General features: G+C 73.3%; 16 protein-coding genes. 11 read left to right on the forward strand and 5 right to left on the reverse strand.

The annotated features are described in order from the left end of the window. Positions 1-88: 88 nt before the first annotated feature. The 6 genes from hypA to hypE are packed head-to-tail and all read left to right on the forward strand — an operon-like array spanning position 89 to position 6,349. Positions 89-484 (forward strand): hydrogenase maturation nickel metallochaperone HypA, encoded by a 396-nt coding sequence (gene hypA, locus NRK68_RS27485; protein WP_183069218.1) that lies wholly within the window; start codon positions 89-91, stop codon positions 482-484. A gap of 3 nt (positions 485-487) precedes the next feature. Beyond that, the gene (hypB, locus tag NRK68_RS27490; protein WP_257857061.1) at positions 488-1,360 is read left to right on the forward strand and encodes a hydrogenase nickel incorporation protein HypB; all 873 of its coding nucleotides are present in this window, start codon (positions 488-490) and stop codon (positions 1,358-1,360) included. Beyond that, positions 1,360-3,768 (forward strand): carbamoyltransferase HypF, encoded by a 2,409-nt coding sequence (gene hypF / locus NRK68_RS27495; protein ID WP_257857062.1) that lies wholly within the window; start codon positions 1,360-1,362, stop codon positions 3,766-3,768. Before hypB ends, hypF begins: the two co-directional genes overlap by 1 nt. Continuing rightward, on the forward strand, positions 3,737-4,144 hold the full coding sequence (locus NRK68_RS27500; RefSeq protein WP_373023787.1) for a HypC/HybG/HupF family hydrogenase formation chaperone: 408 nt from the start codon (positions 3,737-3,739) through the stop codon (positions 4,142-4,144). The genes hypF and NRK68_RS27500 overlap by 32 nt, the downstream gene beginning before the upstream one ends. After that, the gene (hypD, locus tag NRK68_RS27505; protein WP_257857063.1) at positions 4,141-5,283 is read left to right on the forward strand and encodes a hydrogenase formation protein HypD; all 1,143 of its coding nucleotides are present in this window, start codon (positions 4,141-4,143) and stop codon (positions 5,281-5,283) included. The genes NRK68_RS27500 and hypD overlap by 4 nt, the downstream gene beginning before the upstream one ends. Further along, positions 5,276-6,349, forward strand: coding sequence for a hydrogenase expression/formation protein HypE (hypE, locus tag NRK68_RS27510; RefSeq protein WP_308296307.1), 1,074 nt, complete (start codon positions 5,276-5,278; stop codon positions 6,347-6,349). Before hypD ends, hypE begins: the two co-directional genes overlap by 8 nt. Positions 6,350-6,420: 71 nt before the next feature. On the opposite strand, the gene NRK68_RS27515 is transcribed toward hypE, so the two are convergent. Both NRK68_RS27515 and NRK68_RS27520 read right to left on the reverse strand, forming a co-directional pair. Further along, positions 6,421-6,639, reverse strand: a complete 219-nt coding sequence (locus tag NRK68_RS27515) for a hypothetical protein (RefSeq protein ID WP_183069214.1) — start codon at positions 6,637-6,639, stop codon at positions 6,421-6,423. Between the two features lie 44 nt (positions 6,640-6,683). Beyond that, a complete protein-coding gene (locus NRK68_RS27520) occupies positions 6,684-6,806 on the reverse strand; it encodes a hypothetical protein (protein WP_257857064.1) in 123 nt (40 codons plus the stop codon). Positions 6,807-6,963: 157 nt separating this feature from the next. Between NRK68_RS27520 and NRK68_RS27525 the strand changes: the two genes are divergently transcribed. Together NRK68_RS27525 and NRK68_RS27530 are read left to right on the forward strand one after the other, a co-directional pair. Next, on the forward strand, positions 6,964-7,647 hold the full coding sequence (locus tag NRK68_RS27525; RefSeq protein WP_183069213.1) for a DUF5701 family protein: 684 nt from the start codon (positions 6,964-6,966) through the stop codon (positions 7,645-7,647). Between the two features lie 172 nt (positions 7,648-7,819). After that, complete coding sequence (locus NRK68_RS27530) at positions 7,820-8,317, forward strand: hypothetical protein (protein ID WP_183069212.1); 498 nt, start codon at positions 7,820-7,822, stop codon at positions 8,315-8,317. A 44-nt stretch (positions 8,318-8,361) separates the two neighbouring features. On the opposite strand, the gene NRK68_RS27535 is transcribed toward NRK68_RS27530, so the two are convergent. Further along, the gene (locus NRK68_RS27535) at positions 8,362-8,964 is read right to left on the reverse strand and encodes a hypothetical protein (RefSeq protein WP_183063751.1); all 603 of its coding nucleotides are present in this window, start codon (positions 8,962-8,964) and stop codon (positions 8,362-8,364) included. Between the two features lie 136 nt (positions 8,965-9,100). Here NRK68_RS27535 and NRK68_RS27540 point away from each other — a divergent pair, with 136 nt between their 5' ends. After that, positions 9,101-10,066: an LLM class F420-dependent oxidoreductase gene (locus NRK68_RS27540; RefSeq protein WP_183063752.1), complete on the forward strand. Its 966-nt coding sequence runs from the start codon at positions 9,101-9,103 to the stop codon at positions 10,064-10,066. A 51-nt stretch (positions 10,067-10,117) separates the two neighbouring features. On the opposite strand, the gene NRK68_RS27545 is transcribed toward NRK68_RS27540, so the two are convergent. Then, a complete protein-coding gene (locus NRK68_RS27545; RefSeq protein WP_257857065.1) occupies positions 10,118-11,812 on the reverse strand; it encodes a M4 family metallopeptidase in 1,695 nt (564 codons plus the stop codon). 327 nt (positions 11,813-12,139) lie between these two features. Here NRK68_RS27545 and NRK68_RS27550 point away from each other — a divergent pair, with 327 nt between their 5' ends. Then, positions 12,140-14,077: a M20/M25/M40 family metallo-hydrolase gene (locus NRK68_RS27550; RefSeq protein ID WP_257857067.1), complete on the forward strand. Its 1,938-nt coding sequence runs from the start codon at positions 12,140-12,142 to the stop codon at positions 14,075-14,077. 54 nt (positions 14,078-14,131) lie between these two features. Here the strand turns inward: NRK68_RS27550 and NRK68_RS27555 are convergent, their stop codons facing one another. Further along, positions 14,132-15,193: a helix-turn-helix domain-containing protein gene (locus NRK68_RS27555; protein WP_257857068.1), complete on the reverse strand. Its 1,062-nt coding sequence runs from the start codon at positions 15,191-15,193 to the stop codon at positions 14,132-14,134. A gap of 141 nt (positions 15,194-15,334) precedes the next feature. Between NRK68_RS27555 and NRK68_RS27560 the strand changes: the two genes are divergently transcribed. Beyond that, the gene (locus tag NRK68_RS27560) at positions 15,335-16,363 is read left to right on the forward strand and encodes a saccharopine dehydrogenase NADP-binding domain-containing protein (protein ID WP_183063756.1); all 1,029 of its coding nucleotides are present in this window, start codon (positions 15,335-15,337) and stop codon (positions 16,361-16,363) included. The last annotated feature ends 69 nt before the right edge of the window (positions 16,364-16,432 follow it).

The following is a 16,432-nucleotide window of genomic DNA, read 5'->3' on the forward strand; positions in this document are numbered from 1 at the left end:
CGGCGTACGGGGGGTGCGGCGCACCGGCGTGCCCGCCCGCCGCACCCCCGCCCCGCCGGTGTAATGAGCCCCGGCAGGACGGAGACCGATGCACGAGATGTCGATCGCCATGGCCGTCGTGGGCCAGGTGGAAGAGGCCGCCAGGGCGGGCGGCGCGCACGCCGTCACGTCCGTACGGCTCCAGGTGGGCGAGCTGGCGGGAGTGGTGCCCGACGCCCTGGCCTTCTGCTTCGAACTGGCCTGCGCCGGAACGGTCCTCGAAGGGGCCGAACTCGTCACCGAAACCGTGGCGGCCCACGCCCGCTGCGCGACCTGCCCCCGCACCTGGGCCGTGGGGATGCCCCCCGAGCTGTGCTGCCCCGCATGCGACAGGGCCACCGACGTCGAACTGCTGTCGGGCCGCGAGCTGGAGATCCTCAGCGTCCGCTGGGACGACGGCCCGGCCGGTGCCCATACCCGCGAACCGATTCCCGAGGAGGCCTGAACCATGTGCCGAGTGGTCGATCTGCGGCAGGCGGTACTCGCCAAGAACGACGGCGCCGCCCGGGCCCTGCGCACCGGACTCACCGCCCGCGGTACGACGGTGGTCAACCTGCTCTCCAGCCCCGGCAGCGGCAAGACGGCACTCCTCGAGCGCGAACTGCTCCTCGCCCGGGAACGGGGGGTGGCGGTCGCCGCGCTGACCGCGGACCTGGCGACCGAGAACGACGCGCTGCGGCTCGCCCGGTCGGGCGTACCCGTCAAGCAGGTGCTCACGGACGGGCTGTGCCACCTGGAGGCCGGGATGCTCGGCCGGCACCTGGACGGCTGGCTGCCCGAGGACACCCGGATCCTCTTCGTGGAGAACGTGGGGAACCTGGTCTGCCCGGCGAGCTACGACCTGGGGGAGACGCTGCGCGTGGTGCTCGCCTCGGTCACCGAGGGCGAGGACAAGCCGCTGAAGTACCCGACCGCGTTCGGACTCGCGCAGCTGGTGGTCGTCACCAAGACCGACATCGCGCGGGCCGTCGAGTTCGACGAGGCCGCCTTCCGCGCCAATGTCGAGCGGGTGAATCCCGGCGTGGAGATCATCATGACATCGGCCCGCGCGGGCGGAGGCCTGGGCATCCTGCTGGACCGGGCGCTGGCGGCCGGATCGGGCGCCGGGACGCACACCCCGGTGATGGCCCGCCGGCAGCAGGCACAGGGCCACGACCACGGACACGGACACCTGCACGGCCACGATCACGATCACGACCATGGGTCCGGCCACCACCATCACCACCACGACCACGGGCCTGTTCACCCGCACAGCCGTACCGGTGGCCCCGACCACGATCAGCGGCCCCCGCACACCGAGCCCGCCGCACAGACCCGCTGATGGAGGCGGTGCAGCGCCGCCGCGTCACCGTCCGCGGCGTGGTCCAGGGCGTCGGCTTCCGCCCCTACGTCTACACGCGCGCGACCGGGCTCGGCCTCGCCGGGCATGTCACCAACACCCCCGAGGGCGTCGTCGCCGAGGTCGAGGGCGCACCGGCCGCCGTGACCCTGTTCTGCGAACACCTCGCGGCGGACGCCCCGCCCCTGGCCGTCGTGGACGCGGTCGACCACCACGAGGTCCCCGTCGCGGGCGGCACCGGATTCACCATCGTCGCCTCCCGGACCGGCGGCCCCGCCCGCACGCTCGTCTCCCCGGACGTCGCCACCTGCGCCGACTGCCTCGCCGAACTCGCGGACCCCGCCGACCGGCGCCACCGGCACCCCTTCATCACCTGCACCCACTGCGGGCCGCGGTTCACCATCGTCACCGGGCTGCCCTACGACCGTGCCCACACCACCATGAGCCGCTTCCCCATGTGCCCGGACTGCGCCCGCGAGTACGGCGACCCCGCCGACCGCCGCTTCCACGCCCAGCCGGTCGCCTGCCCGGCCTGCGGCCCCCGGCTGACCCTGCTCACCGGACGGCCCCCCGGCGAGACCCCGGACGGCACCCCGGACGAGGACCCGGTCGCCGGGGCCCGCCGGCTCCTGGCGGCCGGGGCGATCCTGGCCGTCAAGGGCCTGGGCGGCTACCACCTCGCCTGCGACGCCACCCACCCCGGCGCCGTCGCCGAGCTGCGCCGCCGCAAGGCCCGCGGGGACAAGCCCTTCGCCCTGATGGCCCGGGACCTCGCGGACGCCGAACAGTACGCACACATCGGCCCCGAGGAGCGCACCCTGCTCCAGGGCGCAGTACGCCCCATCGTCCTGCTGCGCCGCCGAGGCGCCGCGGACCCCGGGGGTGGTGCGCTCGGCGTACTCGCCGAGGGCGTCGCCCCGCGCTGTCCCGACCTCGGCGTGATGCTCCCGTACACCCCCGTCCATCACCTGCTGCTCGGCCTGCCCGGTGACCCGCCGGGTCCCCGCCTGCTCGTCATGACCAGCGGGAACCTCGCCGGAGAGCCCATCGTCACCGACGACGGCGAGGCCCTGGAGCGGCTCGCCGGCCTGGCCGACGCCTGGCTCACCCACGACCGCCCCATCCACGTGCCGTGCGACGACTCCGTGGTGCGGGTCTGCGACGGCGAGACGCTGACCGTACGCCGCGCCCGCGGCTACGCCCCGCTGCCGATGACGCTGCCCCGGCCCGTCCCCGCGACCCTCGCCGCAGGCGGCGACCTCAAGAACACCTTCTGCCTCGGCGAGGGGCGCAAGGCCTGGCTGTCCGCCCACATCGGCGACATGGACGACCTCGCCACCCAGTACGCCCTCGAACGCGCCGAGCGGCAGCTGGAGTCCATCACGGGCGTCAGCCCCGCACTCCTCGCGGCGGACCGCCACCCGGGCTACCGCTCCGCCCGGTGGGCGCTGCGCACCGCCGGAACCCGGCCGCTCGTCCGCGTGCAGCACCACCACGCGCACATCGCCTCGGCCCTGGCGGAACACGGCCTGGACGGCGAACACCCGGTGATCGGCGTCGCCTTCGACGGCACCGGCTACGGCGACGACGGCGCCGTGTGGGGCGGCGAGGTCCTCCTCGCCGACTACGCCGGGTACACCCGGTTCGCCCACCTCGGCTACGTGCCGCTGCCCGGCGGCGACGCGGCCGTGCACCGCCCGTACCGGATGGCCCTGGCCCACCTGCGGGCGGCCGGCCTGGCCCGGACCCCGGACCTGCCCTGTGTCGCCGCCTGCCCGGCCGACGAACTGCGCGTATTGGAACGCCAGTTGGAGCGCGGCCTGAACTGCGTGCCGACCTCCAGCATGGGGCGGCTGTTCGACGCCGTCTCCTCCCTGGCGGGCGTCTGCCACCACGCCGGCTACGAGGCACAGGCCGCGATCGAACTGGAGGCCGCGGCCCTCGCCGCGGGCGCCGCCGGCCCCGGCTACGCCTTCGGGCTGCGCGTCCCGCCCGACCCCGGCACCGGCCCGGTCGTCGCCGACCCGGCGCCGCTGCTCGCGGCCGTCGTGGCCGACGTACGGGCGGGCACCGGTGCCGGGCCGATCGCCGCCGGCTTCCACGCCGGTGTCGCCGCCCTCGTCGTCGAGCTGTGCGGACTCGCGCGCGAGCGGCACGGCCTGGACACCGTCGCGCTGACCGGCGGCGTCTTCGCCAACACCCTGTTGTCCTCCGCGTGCGCCCGCACGCTGCGGGCGTCCGGGTTCACCGTCCTGCGCCACGGCCGGGTCCCCCCGAACGACGGCGGGTTGTCCCTCGGCCAGCTCATGGTGGCGGCCGCCGCCGCACCGCACGACCACCCACAGCAAGGAGAAGCCCATGTGCCTGGCGGTACCCGGCAGAGTGCTTGACATCGGGGAGAAGGACGGCACCCGCATGGCTACCGTCGACTTCGGCGGGGTGCACAAGGAGGTGTGCCTGGAGTACCTGCCGGACCTCCAGGTCGGCGAGTACGCCATCGTGCATGTGGGGTTCGCCCTGCAGCGCCTCGACGAGGAGTCGGCCCGGCAGACCCTCGCGCTCTTCGAGGAACTCGGCATGCTGCAGGAGGAGTTCGGCGACCCGTGGGAGCAGGCGGCCGCGCAGGCCGGCACCGACTCCCCCTGGCCCTTCGCCGACGGGCCGTCCGCCGACGGGCTGTCCCCCGACGGGCCGTCCGCCGACGGGCCGTCCGCGGCGGAGGCCGCCGCATCCCGGCACGCCCGGGCAGAAGGAGGCCGGCTGTGAAGTACATCGAGGAGTTCCAGGACCCCGCCCTCGCCCGCCGGCTGCTCGACGACATCCATGCCACCGTGACCCGCCCCTGGGCCCTGATGGAGGTGTGCGGCGGCCAGACCCACACCATCATCCGGCACGGGATCGACCAACTCCTGCCCGAACAGGTCGAGCTGATCCACGGTCCCGGATGCCCGGTGTGCGTCACCCCGCTGGAGGTCATCGACAAGGCCCTGGAGATCGCCTCCCGACCCGACGTGATCTTCTGCTCGTTCGGGGACATGCTCCGGGTGCCCGGCACCGGCCGCGACCTCTTCCAGGTGCGCAGCGAGGGCGGCGACGTACGCGTCGTCTACTCCCCGCTCGACGCCCTGCGGATCGCCCGGGAGAACCCGCAGCGCCAGGTGGTGTTCTTCGGCATCGGTTTCGAGACCACCGCCCCGCCCAACGCCATGACCGTCCACCAGGCGAAGAAGCTCGGCATCCACAACTTCAGCCTGCTCGTCTCCCACGTCCGGGTGCCCCCGGCGATCGAGGCGATCATGCGGTCGCCGAGCTGCCGCGTCCAGGGCTTCCTGGCCGCCGGGCACGTGTGCAGTGTGATGGGCGTGAGCGAGTACCCCGAACTGGCCGCGCGCCACCGGGTGCCCATCGTGGTCACGGGATTCGAGCCGCTGGACATCCTGGAGGGCGTACGCCGGGCCGTGCGGCAGCTGGAGCGCGGCGAGCACACCGTCGACAACGCCTACGCGCGCGCCGTCCGCCCCGAGGGCAACCCGGCGGCCCTGGCGATGCTGGAGGACGTCTTCGAGGTCACCGACCGGGCCTGGCGGGGCATCGGCGTGATCCCGGACAGCGGGTGGCGGCTGTCCGCCCGCTACCGCGACTTCGACGCCGAGCACCGTTTCTCGGTCAGCGGCATCAACACCCGTGAGCCCGCCGAGTGCCGCAGCGGCGAGGTGCTCCAGGGGCTGCTGAAACCCCATGAGTGCGAGGCCTTCGGCACTCTGTGCACCCCGCGCAGCCCGCTCGGCGCCACCATGGTCTCCAGTGAGGGGGCCTGCGCCGCGTACTACCTCTACCGGCGGCTGGAGCTGGGGACCGCTCCCGCCGCCGCGACCATCCCGCTGGAGGCGAGCCCCGTTGTCTGACACCGCGACCACCCCCGCCCTCGACATCACGGGCTGGACCTGCCCGGCTCCGCTGCGCGACCGCCCGCGCGTGGTGATGGGCCACGGCGGCGGTGGCGCGCTCTCCGCGGAGCTGGTCCAGCACCTGTTCGCCCCCGCCTTCGGCGGTGACGTGCTGGCCCGGCTGGGGGACTCCGCGGCCGTCACCCTCGGCGGCGTGCGGCTGGCCTTCTCGACCGACTCCTACGTGGTGCGCCCGCTCTTCTTCCCCGGAGGCTCGATCGGGGACCTCGCGGTCAACGGCACCGTGAACGACCTGGCCATGAGCGGGGCGCAGGCGGCGTACCTGTCCTGCGGCTTCGTCCTGGAGGAGGGGGTGGAGATGTCCGTGGTGGCGCGTGTCGCCGAGGCCATGGGCGCCGCGGCGCGGGCGGCGGGCGTGGAGATCGCCACCGGTGACACCAAGGTCGTCGAGGCGGGCCACGGTGACGGTGTCTACATCAACACCGCGGGCATCGGGATCATCCCCGACGGCGTGGACCTGCGGCCGGAGCGCGTCGTGCCGGGTGACGTCGTGATCGTCAGCGGGGAGATCGGCCTCCACGGAGTGGCGATCATGAGCGTCCGGGAGGGCCTGGAGTTCGGGGTGGACGTCGAGAGCGACTGCGCCGCCCTCGGCGGTCTCGTCCGGAGTATGCTCGCCGTCACCCCCGACCTGCACGTCCTGCGCGACCCCACCCGGGGCGGGCTGGCCGCCTCACTGAACGAGATCGCCGCCGCCTCGGGCACCGGCGTCGTGATCCACGAGCGGGCCGTCCCGGTCCCCGCCGCCGTCGCCAACGCGTGCGCCATCCTCGGCCTCGACCCGTTGTACGTGGCGAACGAGGGCAAGCTGGTGGCTTTCGTACCGCGCGAGCACGCCGAGGCCGTACTGGCGGCCATGCGCGCCCATCCGCTGGGCCGCGGCGCGACGGTCGTCGGCGAGGCCGTGGACGCCCACCCGGGCCTGGTAGTGGCCCGCACCGCCCTCGGCGGCACCCGGGTGGTGGACCTCCCGATCGGCGAACAACTCCCCAGAATCTGCTGACCCCCCGCCGCCCGACACCCCCGCCGCGGGCGGCGGGGGTGTCGGGCGGGTGGGCAGTGGGGCTGGGCCGGTCAGCGGTCGTCTCGCATGTCGTCCAGGTCCTGCTCGTCCAGGTCCCGCATCACGTCCCGCATCGTCGCGTCCTCGCGGCCCCGCTCGTGCGCGATCTCGTCCGGGGAGCGCGGCCGACCGCCCGTCCTCATCCGGTCCGGGTCCGGGGACCGCCCCCGGATCCGCTCCTCGCGCCCGCTGCCCGGCGTACGGCTCTTCTCGCCCTTGTCGTCAGCCATGACCGCTCACACCCCTTCCGTGCGCGTCGGTCCCCGCCCTGCGGCTACCCCTCCGCCGCCGCCCGAACCCGGTCGCGGCCGGCGTTGTGCACGCCGACGAACAGCACGGAGGGGACCGACGGGGCGGAGGGGACGGACGGGGCGGAGGGGACGGAGCGGGTACTCATGGGGCGAGGGCGCTTTCTTCGGGGGAACGGGCGGGGGCGGCGGGCTGCTGCCCGCCGGGCAGGACGACGGCCTCGGCGCCGGTCCCCGCGCCGGGAACATTCCGCTGCCGCACCCCGTTGAAAGATCGTCAAGTCCCACTGGAGACCGAGGAGTCCCTTGCCCGACACCGCGTCCGCCGCCGTGACCCCCCTGCCCCCGCTCACCTCTCAGGCCGAGCGCCTGATCGAGCTCGGCGTGCACGAACTCGCCGGGATGACCGCCGACGACCTGCGTGCCTTCGCCGCGGACAGCGCTGCCGCAGGCAGCGCCCCCGCAGGCAGCGCCGACGCCGGGAACGACACCCTGCTCGCCGTCCATCCCGGCCGCGTCGCCGCCTCTGCCCTCGCGCCGCTGCTCCAGCGCGACGGCAAGTCCGGCTTCGTCGTCGTCGACATGCCCGACGTCGACGACTTCGCCCCCCACGGCATCGACCTGCCGGAGGCCCCTCTCTATCTCGTCACCGGTGTCGACCGCGGCGACCGCATGGCCAACTGGAGCCCCGAAGAGGCTCTGCCCGCCCTCACCGAGGAGCACCGCAGCCCTCTGCTGCTGACGGAAGGCATCCACTGGGTGCTCCAGCAGCCCGCGGCTCTCGAGCGCAATCACTGCTTCATGACCATAGGTTCCCGGCTCCGCAAGGCGAACGGCGCACTGGACACACGCACCCCCGCGATCTGGATCAGCAACGGTTCGGGACGCGACGGCCGCGAGCGGCGCAACGCACCCAAGGTCGGCTGGTGCTGGTGGGGCAACCGCCACACCTGGCTCGGCTTCGCCTCCGCCACGGGCCGTCGGCCCTGACCTGCGAACGTCCCCGCTGCAGAGCCGGTACAGGTCGCCGCAGCGGGGACACCCGTCAGGTCCGTCATACGTCCCACCTGCTCGCTCGACGCCTGTCGGCGGCCGACCCGGTCAGTGGCGACAGCCGCGATCGGGGAGGAGCCGGCCGGAGCGGCGGAGCTACGCTTCGGCCATGCCGCCGCTCCAGCACCGATCCACAGGCCACGTGGCCGAGCAGTTGTCGATCATCGACCGTCTGAGCCTCCGCCCCTTCCCCGGCGAGGAGGGCCGGCCGGGAGCGAGCGACCGGTGGAGCGGGCCCGGCTTTCACCTGGCGGTGCTCCGTGAGAGCCAGGACTTCTGGGAGGACCGGAGCATCGAGATCGTCGAGGCGGCAGAGCTGGAGCTGGAAGCCGACCTCGCCGCGCTGGCCGGCGTCCTCACGGCCCGCTGGGGTGTTCCGGAAAAGGTCGACCTGTGGCCCTGCACCGGGGTGGACGACCCCGACCCCAGCACCCCCATCCGCGAACCCCTCGGCTTCCTCCGCGGCGTGGCCGGCAGCATGCAGGTGTGGTGGTTGCCGAACTCGGACCGCTGGGTCGGCTTGGCCATCGGCCAGGCCGACCCGGAATGGGCGTTCCAGCTGCTGGCGGGCATCGGTGACTCCGCCTCGCTCCGGCGGAGCCCTTGAGCCGCCTGGCGACCCGGGCCCGGCCCTGATCCGCCGGACACCCCCTAGCCGGCCCCGGGGTGTCCCGGGTGGTCCTGTGGGTGGACGACGTGGTCGTGGCGTACGCGGTCCGCGTTGGCCCGCTCCACCCGCTCGGCGTCCAGCGGTGGCCGCCCCGCGCCGCTGCCCGTCCGCGACGGGACCCCCGGCTGCCGGCCGTGGTCGTCCGCCGTGCCCCCCTCGTGCTGGAGCGGTGGCCTGCGCGATGCCTCCCGGGGGCCGGCCCCCGCCCCCGGCTCGGGCCCGGGCTCGGGCGCCTGGGGCATCGCCTCGTGCACCGTACGCTCCGCCCGCTCCGGATCCGGGACCGAGACGGCCACCCGCCGGAAGGGCGCGCCCTCGGCCAGTTCCAGGCAGAGCACCGTGCTCTGCGCCTTCACCGCGATGAAGTCCTTGCCGTCCGGCCGGTCGCGGACCCCGCTGCACCGTCCCGGCGACCACGTTCCGGAGCCGGCCCGGCCGCGCAGGACGCGCCACCAGCTCCGCTCGACATGGACCTCGCGCAGGGCCGACACCGGTACCCGTACCTGTCGCCGCCGCGCGGCCAGGCCCTCGCGCAGCCCCAGCCGAACGACGACCTCGCCCCCTTCCACCGTCACGTGTGCCATGGCAGCCACCGCCTTCCTACGGTGCGGCTCCCCCCGAACACCGTACTCATGCCCGGCCGCCACCCGAGCGCCCACAGCGTCCCGAGCACCCCGGGCCCGGAGGTTTCGGCGCGGCGGCAGTGGCAAGACGCCCGGCATGGTACGCATCGGATACACGATGATGACCGAGCAGGCCGGCCCCCGGGACCTGGTGGACCACGTGGTGGGGGCCGAGCGGGCGGGCTTCGACTTCTCGGTGGCCTCCGACCACTACTTCCCCTGGCTGGACTCCCAGGGCCACGCCCCCTACGTATGGAGCGTCCTGGGTGCCGCCGCGCAGGCCACCACCCGGATCCCGCTCATGACGTACGTGACCTGCCCGGGCTTCCGCTACCACCCCGCGGTGGTCGCGCAGAAGGCCGCCACGATGCAGATCCTGTCTCAGGGCCGGTTCCGGCTCGGGCTCGGCTCGGGCGAGAACCTGAACGAGCACGTCGTCGGGCCGGGCTGGCCGGCCGCCCACGTGCGTCTGGAGCGGCTCGAAGAGGCGGTGGGGATCGTGCGCTCCCTCCTGGACGGTGACCTCGTCAACCACCACGGCACCCACTTCGACGTCGAGGACGCCAGACTGTGGGACCTCCCCGACGCGCCGCCGCCGATCGGGATCGCGGCCTCCGGCCCGGCCTCCTGCGCGCTCGCGGGGCGGCTCGGCGACCTGCTCGTCGCCGTCGCGCCGGAGCGCGACCTGGTGACGGCGTTCGGCGAGCACGGCGGCTCCGGCAAGCCCTGCGTCGGACAGCTGCCCGTCAGCTACGATCCCGACAGGGAGGCCGCCGTACGCAGGGCCCACGACCAGTTCCGCTGGGCGCTGGGCGGCTGGGCGGTCAACGCCGAACTCCCGGCCCCGGCCGGCTTCGCCGAGGCGACCCGGTACGTACGCCCCGAAGACGTCGCCGACACCATTCCGTGTGGCGACGACGTGGACGCCGTCACCGAAGCGGTACGCCGCTACGCGGAGGCCGGTTTCACCGAGGTCGCCCTGGTCCAGATCGGCGGCGACCAGCAGGAACCCTTCCTCGCCTGGGCCCGCTCGGCCCTGCTGCCCGCCTTGCGCGCACTGTGACACCGTACGGACCGGTCGGCCCGGCTGAGCCGGTCGGGCCGGTCGGGCCGGTCAGGCGGTGATGCCCACCTTGTCGTAGGCCTGGTCGATCGCCGCCTGCGCGGCGCTCCGCAACTCGGGGTTCCCGAAGAGGTACGTGCCGGTGACGTCCCGCAGGGCGCGCCGCATGTCCGAGAAGTCCGACTCCCTCAGCAGCCGCACCAGGGCGAGATAGATCAGCAGCGCCCACTCCTCGACCCGGAGGACCGGCCGGCCCTCGTCGTCCACCGAGGTGAGCAGGTTGAACATGGCCTTGTTGTGGATGTTGCTGTTGGTGTGTACACCGCCGCTGTCGCTCGATGTGAACAGGAAGTCGTCCATGTGGTCGGGATCGCCCGTCCGGGTGGGATCCCTCATGTCGCGCAGCGGTTTCCCGTTGCCGCCCAGCCCGGCTCCGATCTCCCAGCTCCAGGTGCCGACGTCGCCGCGGTCCGGCGCCTCGTACCAGTTGGCGATGAGGACGCCCATCGTGTCCGACAGCGACTCGTTCAGGGCACCGGACTGGTCCTGGTAGATCAGGTCGCTGGAGGTCTCGATCACCCCGTGGGTCATCTCGTGCGCGATGACGACGAGATACTTGGCCAGGCTGACCAGCCGGCCTCCCTCGGACACCTGGCCGTACCACATCCGCCGGTCGAACCAGACCGCGTTGAACCACTCGGGTCCCGGCCCGTCCAGGTGGTAGGTGCAGTTGACCAGGGAGACCAGGTCCATGTCGGCATCGTCGATACCGTTGCGGAAGAGCTGGTCGCGGTAGTACCTCTCCACCCGCTCGGCATTGACGTGCGCCGAGACCCCGGCCCGGTGGCCGGCGCCGAAGTCCGCCTGCGGCGAGCCGATCGCCACGGTCGGCGGCTTGGCGGTGTCGATGTCCGCGAAATCCATGTCGTAGGTGACGATCTGCCGCCACTTGTCGTGCAGGAGGAAGGAGCCGTTCTGCCGGCTGCCGTGGAACCGCTGCCGGGCGCTGACCTCGTCCTCGCCCTCCAGCCTGATCGGTACGGTGATCGTGGGGGACATCCCGTAGGACTTGAGGATCTCGCCGGAGTGCGCGTCGACCAGGTATCCGGTGAGCGGGAACGCCTCGCGCGGCGACGTCCCGAGGCCATGGCCGCGCTGGCCTGCCTCGCGGCGGTTCTCCGGCAGTTGGGCCGGTACCTCGCGCAGGTGCCAGGCCAGGTGCCACTGGTCGTCGCGGTTGACGTACGTCAAGGTGGGCGGTGGCAGTGCCGCGGCGTCGACCGTGGCGCCGGTCGCCGTCCTGACGCGCTCCAGCGCTTCCGTACCCGACAGTTCCGGCACGGAGTCGACGCCCACGACCTCGCCGAGTTTCCCGTCCATCGACACGAGCCGCTGGTTCTCGTCGAGCTCGACCAGCACCTCGGCGCCGAAGACGGGGATCTCCTGCCGGGTCTGCTCGAAGCGGACGAGGGTGGTGCCGGTACCGGCCTGGCGGCGTTCCGTGCTCAGGACGAGATCGGGCACCCGCTCGGGCCGGTCCTCGCGAACGGCCTCACGCAGCGCCGGTGTCTCCTCCACGGCGAGCTTCTCCGCCAGGTAGAAGCGTGCGGCGGACTCGGCCGAGTTGAAACTCCGTTCGTCGACGCCCTCCGGGGCGCCCACACCCCGTACCGACTCGGGCCCGGGAGGCGCGTCCGCCTGCGGGTCGTCGGTGAAGTGATAGCGGAATCTTTCCAGCTGTGACATGACTGATCACACGACCCTCCGTGATCGCCCCCCGACTGCTGCTGCCCCACCCTTACGCGCGCGCGTTCTCTTCGCGTGCTCACTTCAAACGTCACATCAGGTGACACCGGTGGCAAGCGGACGGCCCCGCCGGGATGCACGGTGCACCCGGACCCGTGCTCGCTTCAACTGTGCGATGTTCAACGGCATTCGCAGGGTATTGCGCCGGTCCCGGCCGCAGGACCACGATGGAGTGGTCGGGAGCCTGTCCTCGGAGCAGCGTGCCCGGCCACCGGCCGGGCCCGTGGCCGCCGGCCCCCCGGGCTTCCGGGTCACGGAGGACTTCAGATGCCTGTGTTCCACTTCGACATAGGGGGAAATCTGGCGGATCCCCGCCTGGAGGGGAACTCGCTGACGCTCCACCCCCTGCCGCGTGTCATGGCGGCCCTCGACTCCCTCGGTGACGCTCCCAAGGGCATCCTCTCCAACCCCGGCCCGCTGGGCGAGGCCACCGTGGCGGCGGCCCTGCACCAGGCGTTCCCCGGCCGCTTCCCGGACGACGACCTCGTGCACTGGGGGCCGAAGGACAGCCGGACGCTCTTCGACCGGGCGGTCGCGAGCGCACAGGCGCGGGGGGTCGAGCCCGGCGCGTGCGTCTTCGTGGGTGAGGACCCCCAGGAGCGCGCCTTCGCCCGGGAAGCGGGGATGCGTACGGCGCCCCACCCGGTGTTCGCCCTCGCGGCCATCGAGAACCGTCCCGTCCTGTGGGCCCGGATCGGGCTGCCGGAGGGCCGGGACCTGGCCGACCTGGGGGCCGTCGTGAACGGCGCCGAGGTCGTTCCGGTGCACGTCGCCTCCGCACGGCTCGTCCTCGCCATGGCCAGCACCAGCGGGGTGCAAGCACTCCAACAAGCCGGCTACGCGGTGGACTTGCAGGGGAGTGTCGAGGACACGGTGGCCTTCCTCGTCCGCGACAACCGTCCGCTCCCGCCCGTCGAGGGGCTCGCGGACGCGCCGGCCGCGACCCGGACGGACGCCGAAGCGGCACTGCGCGCCACGACCGTCTTCGCCTTCGTCGCAGGCGAACTGGCGGCAGCCGAGGCCCCGCCGGCCGTTCCGCTGGGGCCCGCGCCCGGCGGTGTCTACCTCGCCGCGCCGGCCGGCGCCCCGGTCGAGGAGGTCCACCTGCCCGGCGCGAAACCGGGACACACCGAACGCCTGCTGCCGGACCCGGCGCTCCTCGCCCGCCCTGCCGAGGTCCCGCCCGCAGGGCTCGTGGAGGCCTTCGACGACACCGTGCCCTCCCCGCAGACGATCGCCGCGGTCCGTGGGGCCGTGACGGCCGAGGTGCTGAGCGGGCACGTGGCGCGTATCTCCGGCATCGAACCGCTGGCGGGCGAAGGATCGGTGAAGGTCCGCAGCCGGGACGCGGCGGCCGCGGACAACGCGCTGGTCGTCGAGGCGCTGGCGCGCCGGTTCGAGGAGCTCGGGCTGACCGTCCGCCTGCACCCGTTCCTGTGGCGCGGCCACCGGCTGCTGAACGTGGAGGCCGAGTACGCGGTCCCGGGCGCGGACTCCACCGTGCTCATCAGCGCGCACATGGACTCCACCGCCGCGAACGGCTTCTTCGTCGACGAGGACGGCGATCCGCGTCCCTACGATCCGGCAGTGGACCCCGCGCCGGGCGCCGACGACGACGGCAGCGGCACAGCCGCCGTCATGGCCGCGGCCGAATGCCTCAGGAGGATCCTCGACAGCAACCGGGAGCCCACCCGGAACGTGCGCTTCGTGCTGTTCAACGCCGAGGAACAGGGGCTGGTCGGCAGCAAGTACTACGCACGCGCCGCGGCGGCGGCGGGCGACCGCATCGCCGGCGTCTTCCAGATGGACATGATCGCGGGCCGGCAGCCGGGGAGCACCCCCATCGTCGAGATCCACGCCGGCTCCCTCGTGTCGGGCCCGGTCGTGAGCGCGTCCGACGCGCTGGGCGAGCGTGTCGCCCGTACGGTGCCGGTCATCGACTCCGAGGCGAAGGTCCAGCAGCTGACGGGCCTCGACGACCCGGCGGCGGGACGCAGCGACCACGCGAGCTTCCACGAGCGTGGGTGGGCGGCCGTAGCCGTCTCCGAGGACCTGTTCTCCACGCCCGACGGAGACCCGGGGACCGGCACACGGCAGTACCACACCCCGGGTGACACCCTCGTCGACCAGGACCACGACACGGAGTTCGCGGCGGCCGTCGCCCGCTCCGTCATCGCGGCGGCCCTGACGTTCGCCGGTCTGTGAGGACGGTGCACGCCGGACCCGAGGCGGTAGCCGGGACCCGAGCCGGGGCCCTCGTCAGCTCCTGCCGACGAGGGCCCCGACGGCCAGGTCGATGGCCGCCGCGGCATTGGGCAGGGCGGGGGCGGGGCGGATCCCGGTACCGATCCCGGTACCGATCCCGGTACCGGTACGGGTGCCGGCGCGGGTACGGAAGGTGCGGCGGTAGGTGTCCGGCGGGACGCCGACCGTCCGGGCGAAGTGACGGCGCAGGGTGGTGGCGGTACCCATACCGGTGGCCGTCGCGATGGTGTCGACGGTGTCGTCGGTGGTCTCCAGCAGCTCCTGCGCATGCCGGATGCGCTGGGTGAGCAGCCACTGCAGCGGAGTGGTACCGGTCACCGACCTGAAGTGACGCCCCAGGTGGCGCGAGCTCATCCCGGCCTGACGGGCCAGGTCCTCCACCGTGAGCGCCTGGTCCAGTCGCTGCAGCACCCAGGGGAACAGGCGGGCCAGCGGATGATTGCCGGGGGTGGGCACGGGAGTGGTCACGAACTGGGCCTGGCCCCCGTCGCGGTGCGGAGGGACGACCAGGCGCCGGGCGATGGTGTTGGCGACGGCCGAGCCGTGGTCGAGGCGCACCAGGTGCAGACAGAGGTCCATGGCGGCGGCCTTGCCCGCTGAGGTGAGCACGCTGCCGTTGTCGACGTAGAGAACGTCGGGATCCACCGCGACCCGAGGATGACGCCTGGTCAGCTCCTCGGTGTGGGCCCAGTGCGTGGTCGCGCGCCGGCCGTCCAGGAGGCCGGCGGCGGCGAGCACGAAGGCGCCCGTGCACAGCGAGGCCACGCGGGCCCCCGCTTCGTGGGCCGCCCGTACGGCGTCGACCAGTTCGGCCGGCGGGTCCCGGTCGACGTCGGCCCAGCCGGGGACGATCACGGTGTCGGCCTGCCGGAGCCGGTCGAGCCCGTGGTCGGGGACGAGGTGGAAACGGTCGACCCGGACGGCGCTCGGACCGCACAGCGCGAAGTCGTACCAGGGGTCGACGATATGGGTCAGATCGGAGCCGAAGACCTCGATCGCCAGGGACAGTTCGAAATGCAGCATGCCGTCGGTGATGGCCAGCGCAACAGTGGTCACGTCCGGAAGTGTACGGGTCATGTCGTTCCGGACACTCGTGTGCCGGGTCGCCTCACGCCAGGATCTTCCTGACGGAGCGCGGCGGACCACGGAGACCGAAGGCCCGCCGAAGCACAACTCGGCATGCGGAGGAGCGGGTTCATGGGATCGGGTCAGCAGGTAGCGGTGTTCGGTGCGTACGGGCACACCGGTCGGTTCGTGGTGCGGGAGCTGGTGGAGCGGGGGTTCGTCCCCGTACTGTCCGGCCGCGACAGCGTCAAGCTGAAGGCGCTGGCGGACGGGACCGGGCTGGACGCCCGGCCGGCGACGGTGGACGACCCGGACACGCTCGACCGCGCGCTGGCCGGTACGGCCGCCGTCGTCAACTGCGCCGGCCCGTTCGCCTCGACGACCGCCCCCGTGATCGAAGCCGCCCTGCGGGCCGGGATCCCGTACCTGGACGTGGCGGCCGAACTGGAGGCCAACATCGACACCTTCGCCCACTTCGCCGACCGGGCCCGCGCCGCCGACGCGGTCGTCGTCCCCGCGATGGCCTTCTTCGGCGGCCTCGGCGACCTGCTGGCCACCACCGCCATGGGCGACTGGGACGAGGCCGACGAGGTGCACATCGCCTACGGTCTGAGCAGCTGGCACCCCACCGCGGGGACACGACTGTCGGGTGCGGTCTCCCGGGAGCGGCGCGGTGGGCGGCGCCTGCGCTACACCGCAGGCCAGTGGGAGTACCGCACCGACGCCCCGCCCACCCTCGAATGGCCCTTCCCGCAGCCGACGGGCCCCCGGACCGTGATCGGGGAGTTCACCATGGCCGACGTGGTGACCGTGCCCACCCACCTCTCCGTCCCGGAGGTCACGACCTATATGACGGCCAACGCCGTCCAGGACATCGCGGCCCCCGCAACGCCCGCGCCGGCCGCCGCCGACGAGAGCGGCCGGTCCGACCAGACGTTCGTCGTCGACGCGGTCGTCCGGCGCGGCGGTGTCGAACGCAGGGCGGTGGCCCACGGCCAGGACATCTACGCCGTCACCGCCCCGCTCGTCGTCGAAGCCCTCGAACGCGTCCTCACGGGACGCACCCGCACCGTCGGTGTCGCCGCCGCGGGCGAGATGTTCGACGCCCCCGACTTCCTGCGGGCGCTCTCCCCGCACGTCACCCTCGCCCTGCTCCCGTAGCGGCGTACCGCCCCTGCTCCCCCCTACGTGCCACGGTCGGGTGATCTGCGCCACAGCCTGTCACGGGGG

This window comes from Streptomyces yangpuensis (assembly GCF_024666385.1).
GTDB lineage: Bacteria > Actinomycetota > Actinomycetes > Streptomycetales > Streptomycetaceae > Streptomyces > Streptomyces yangpuensis.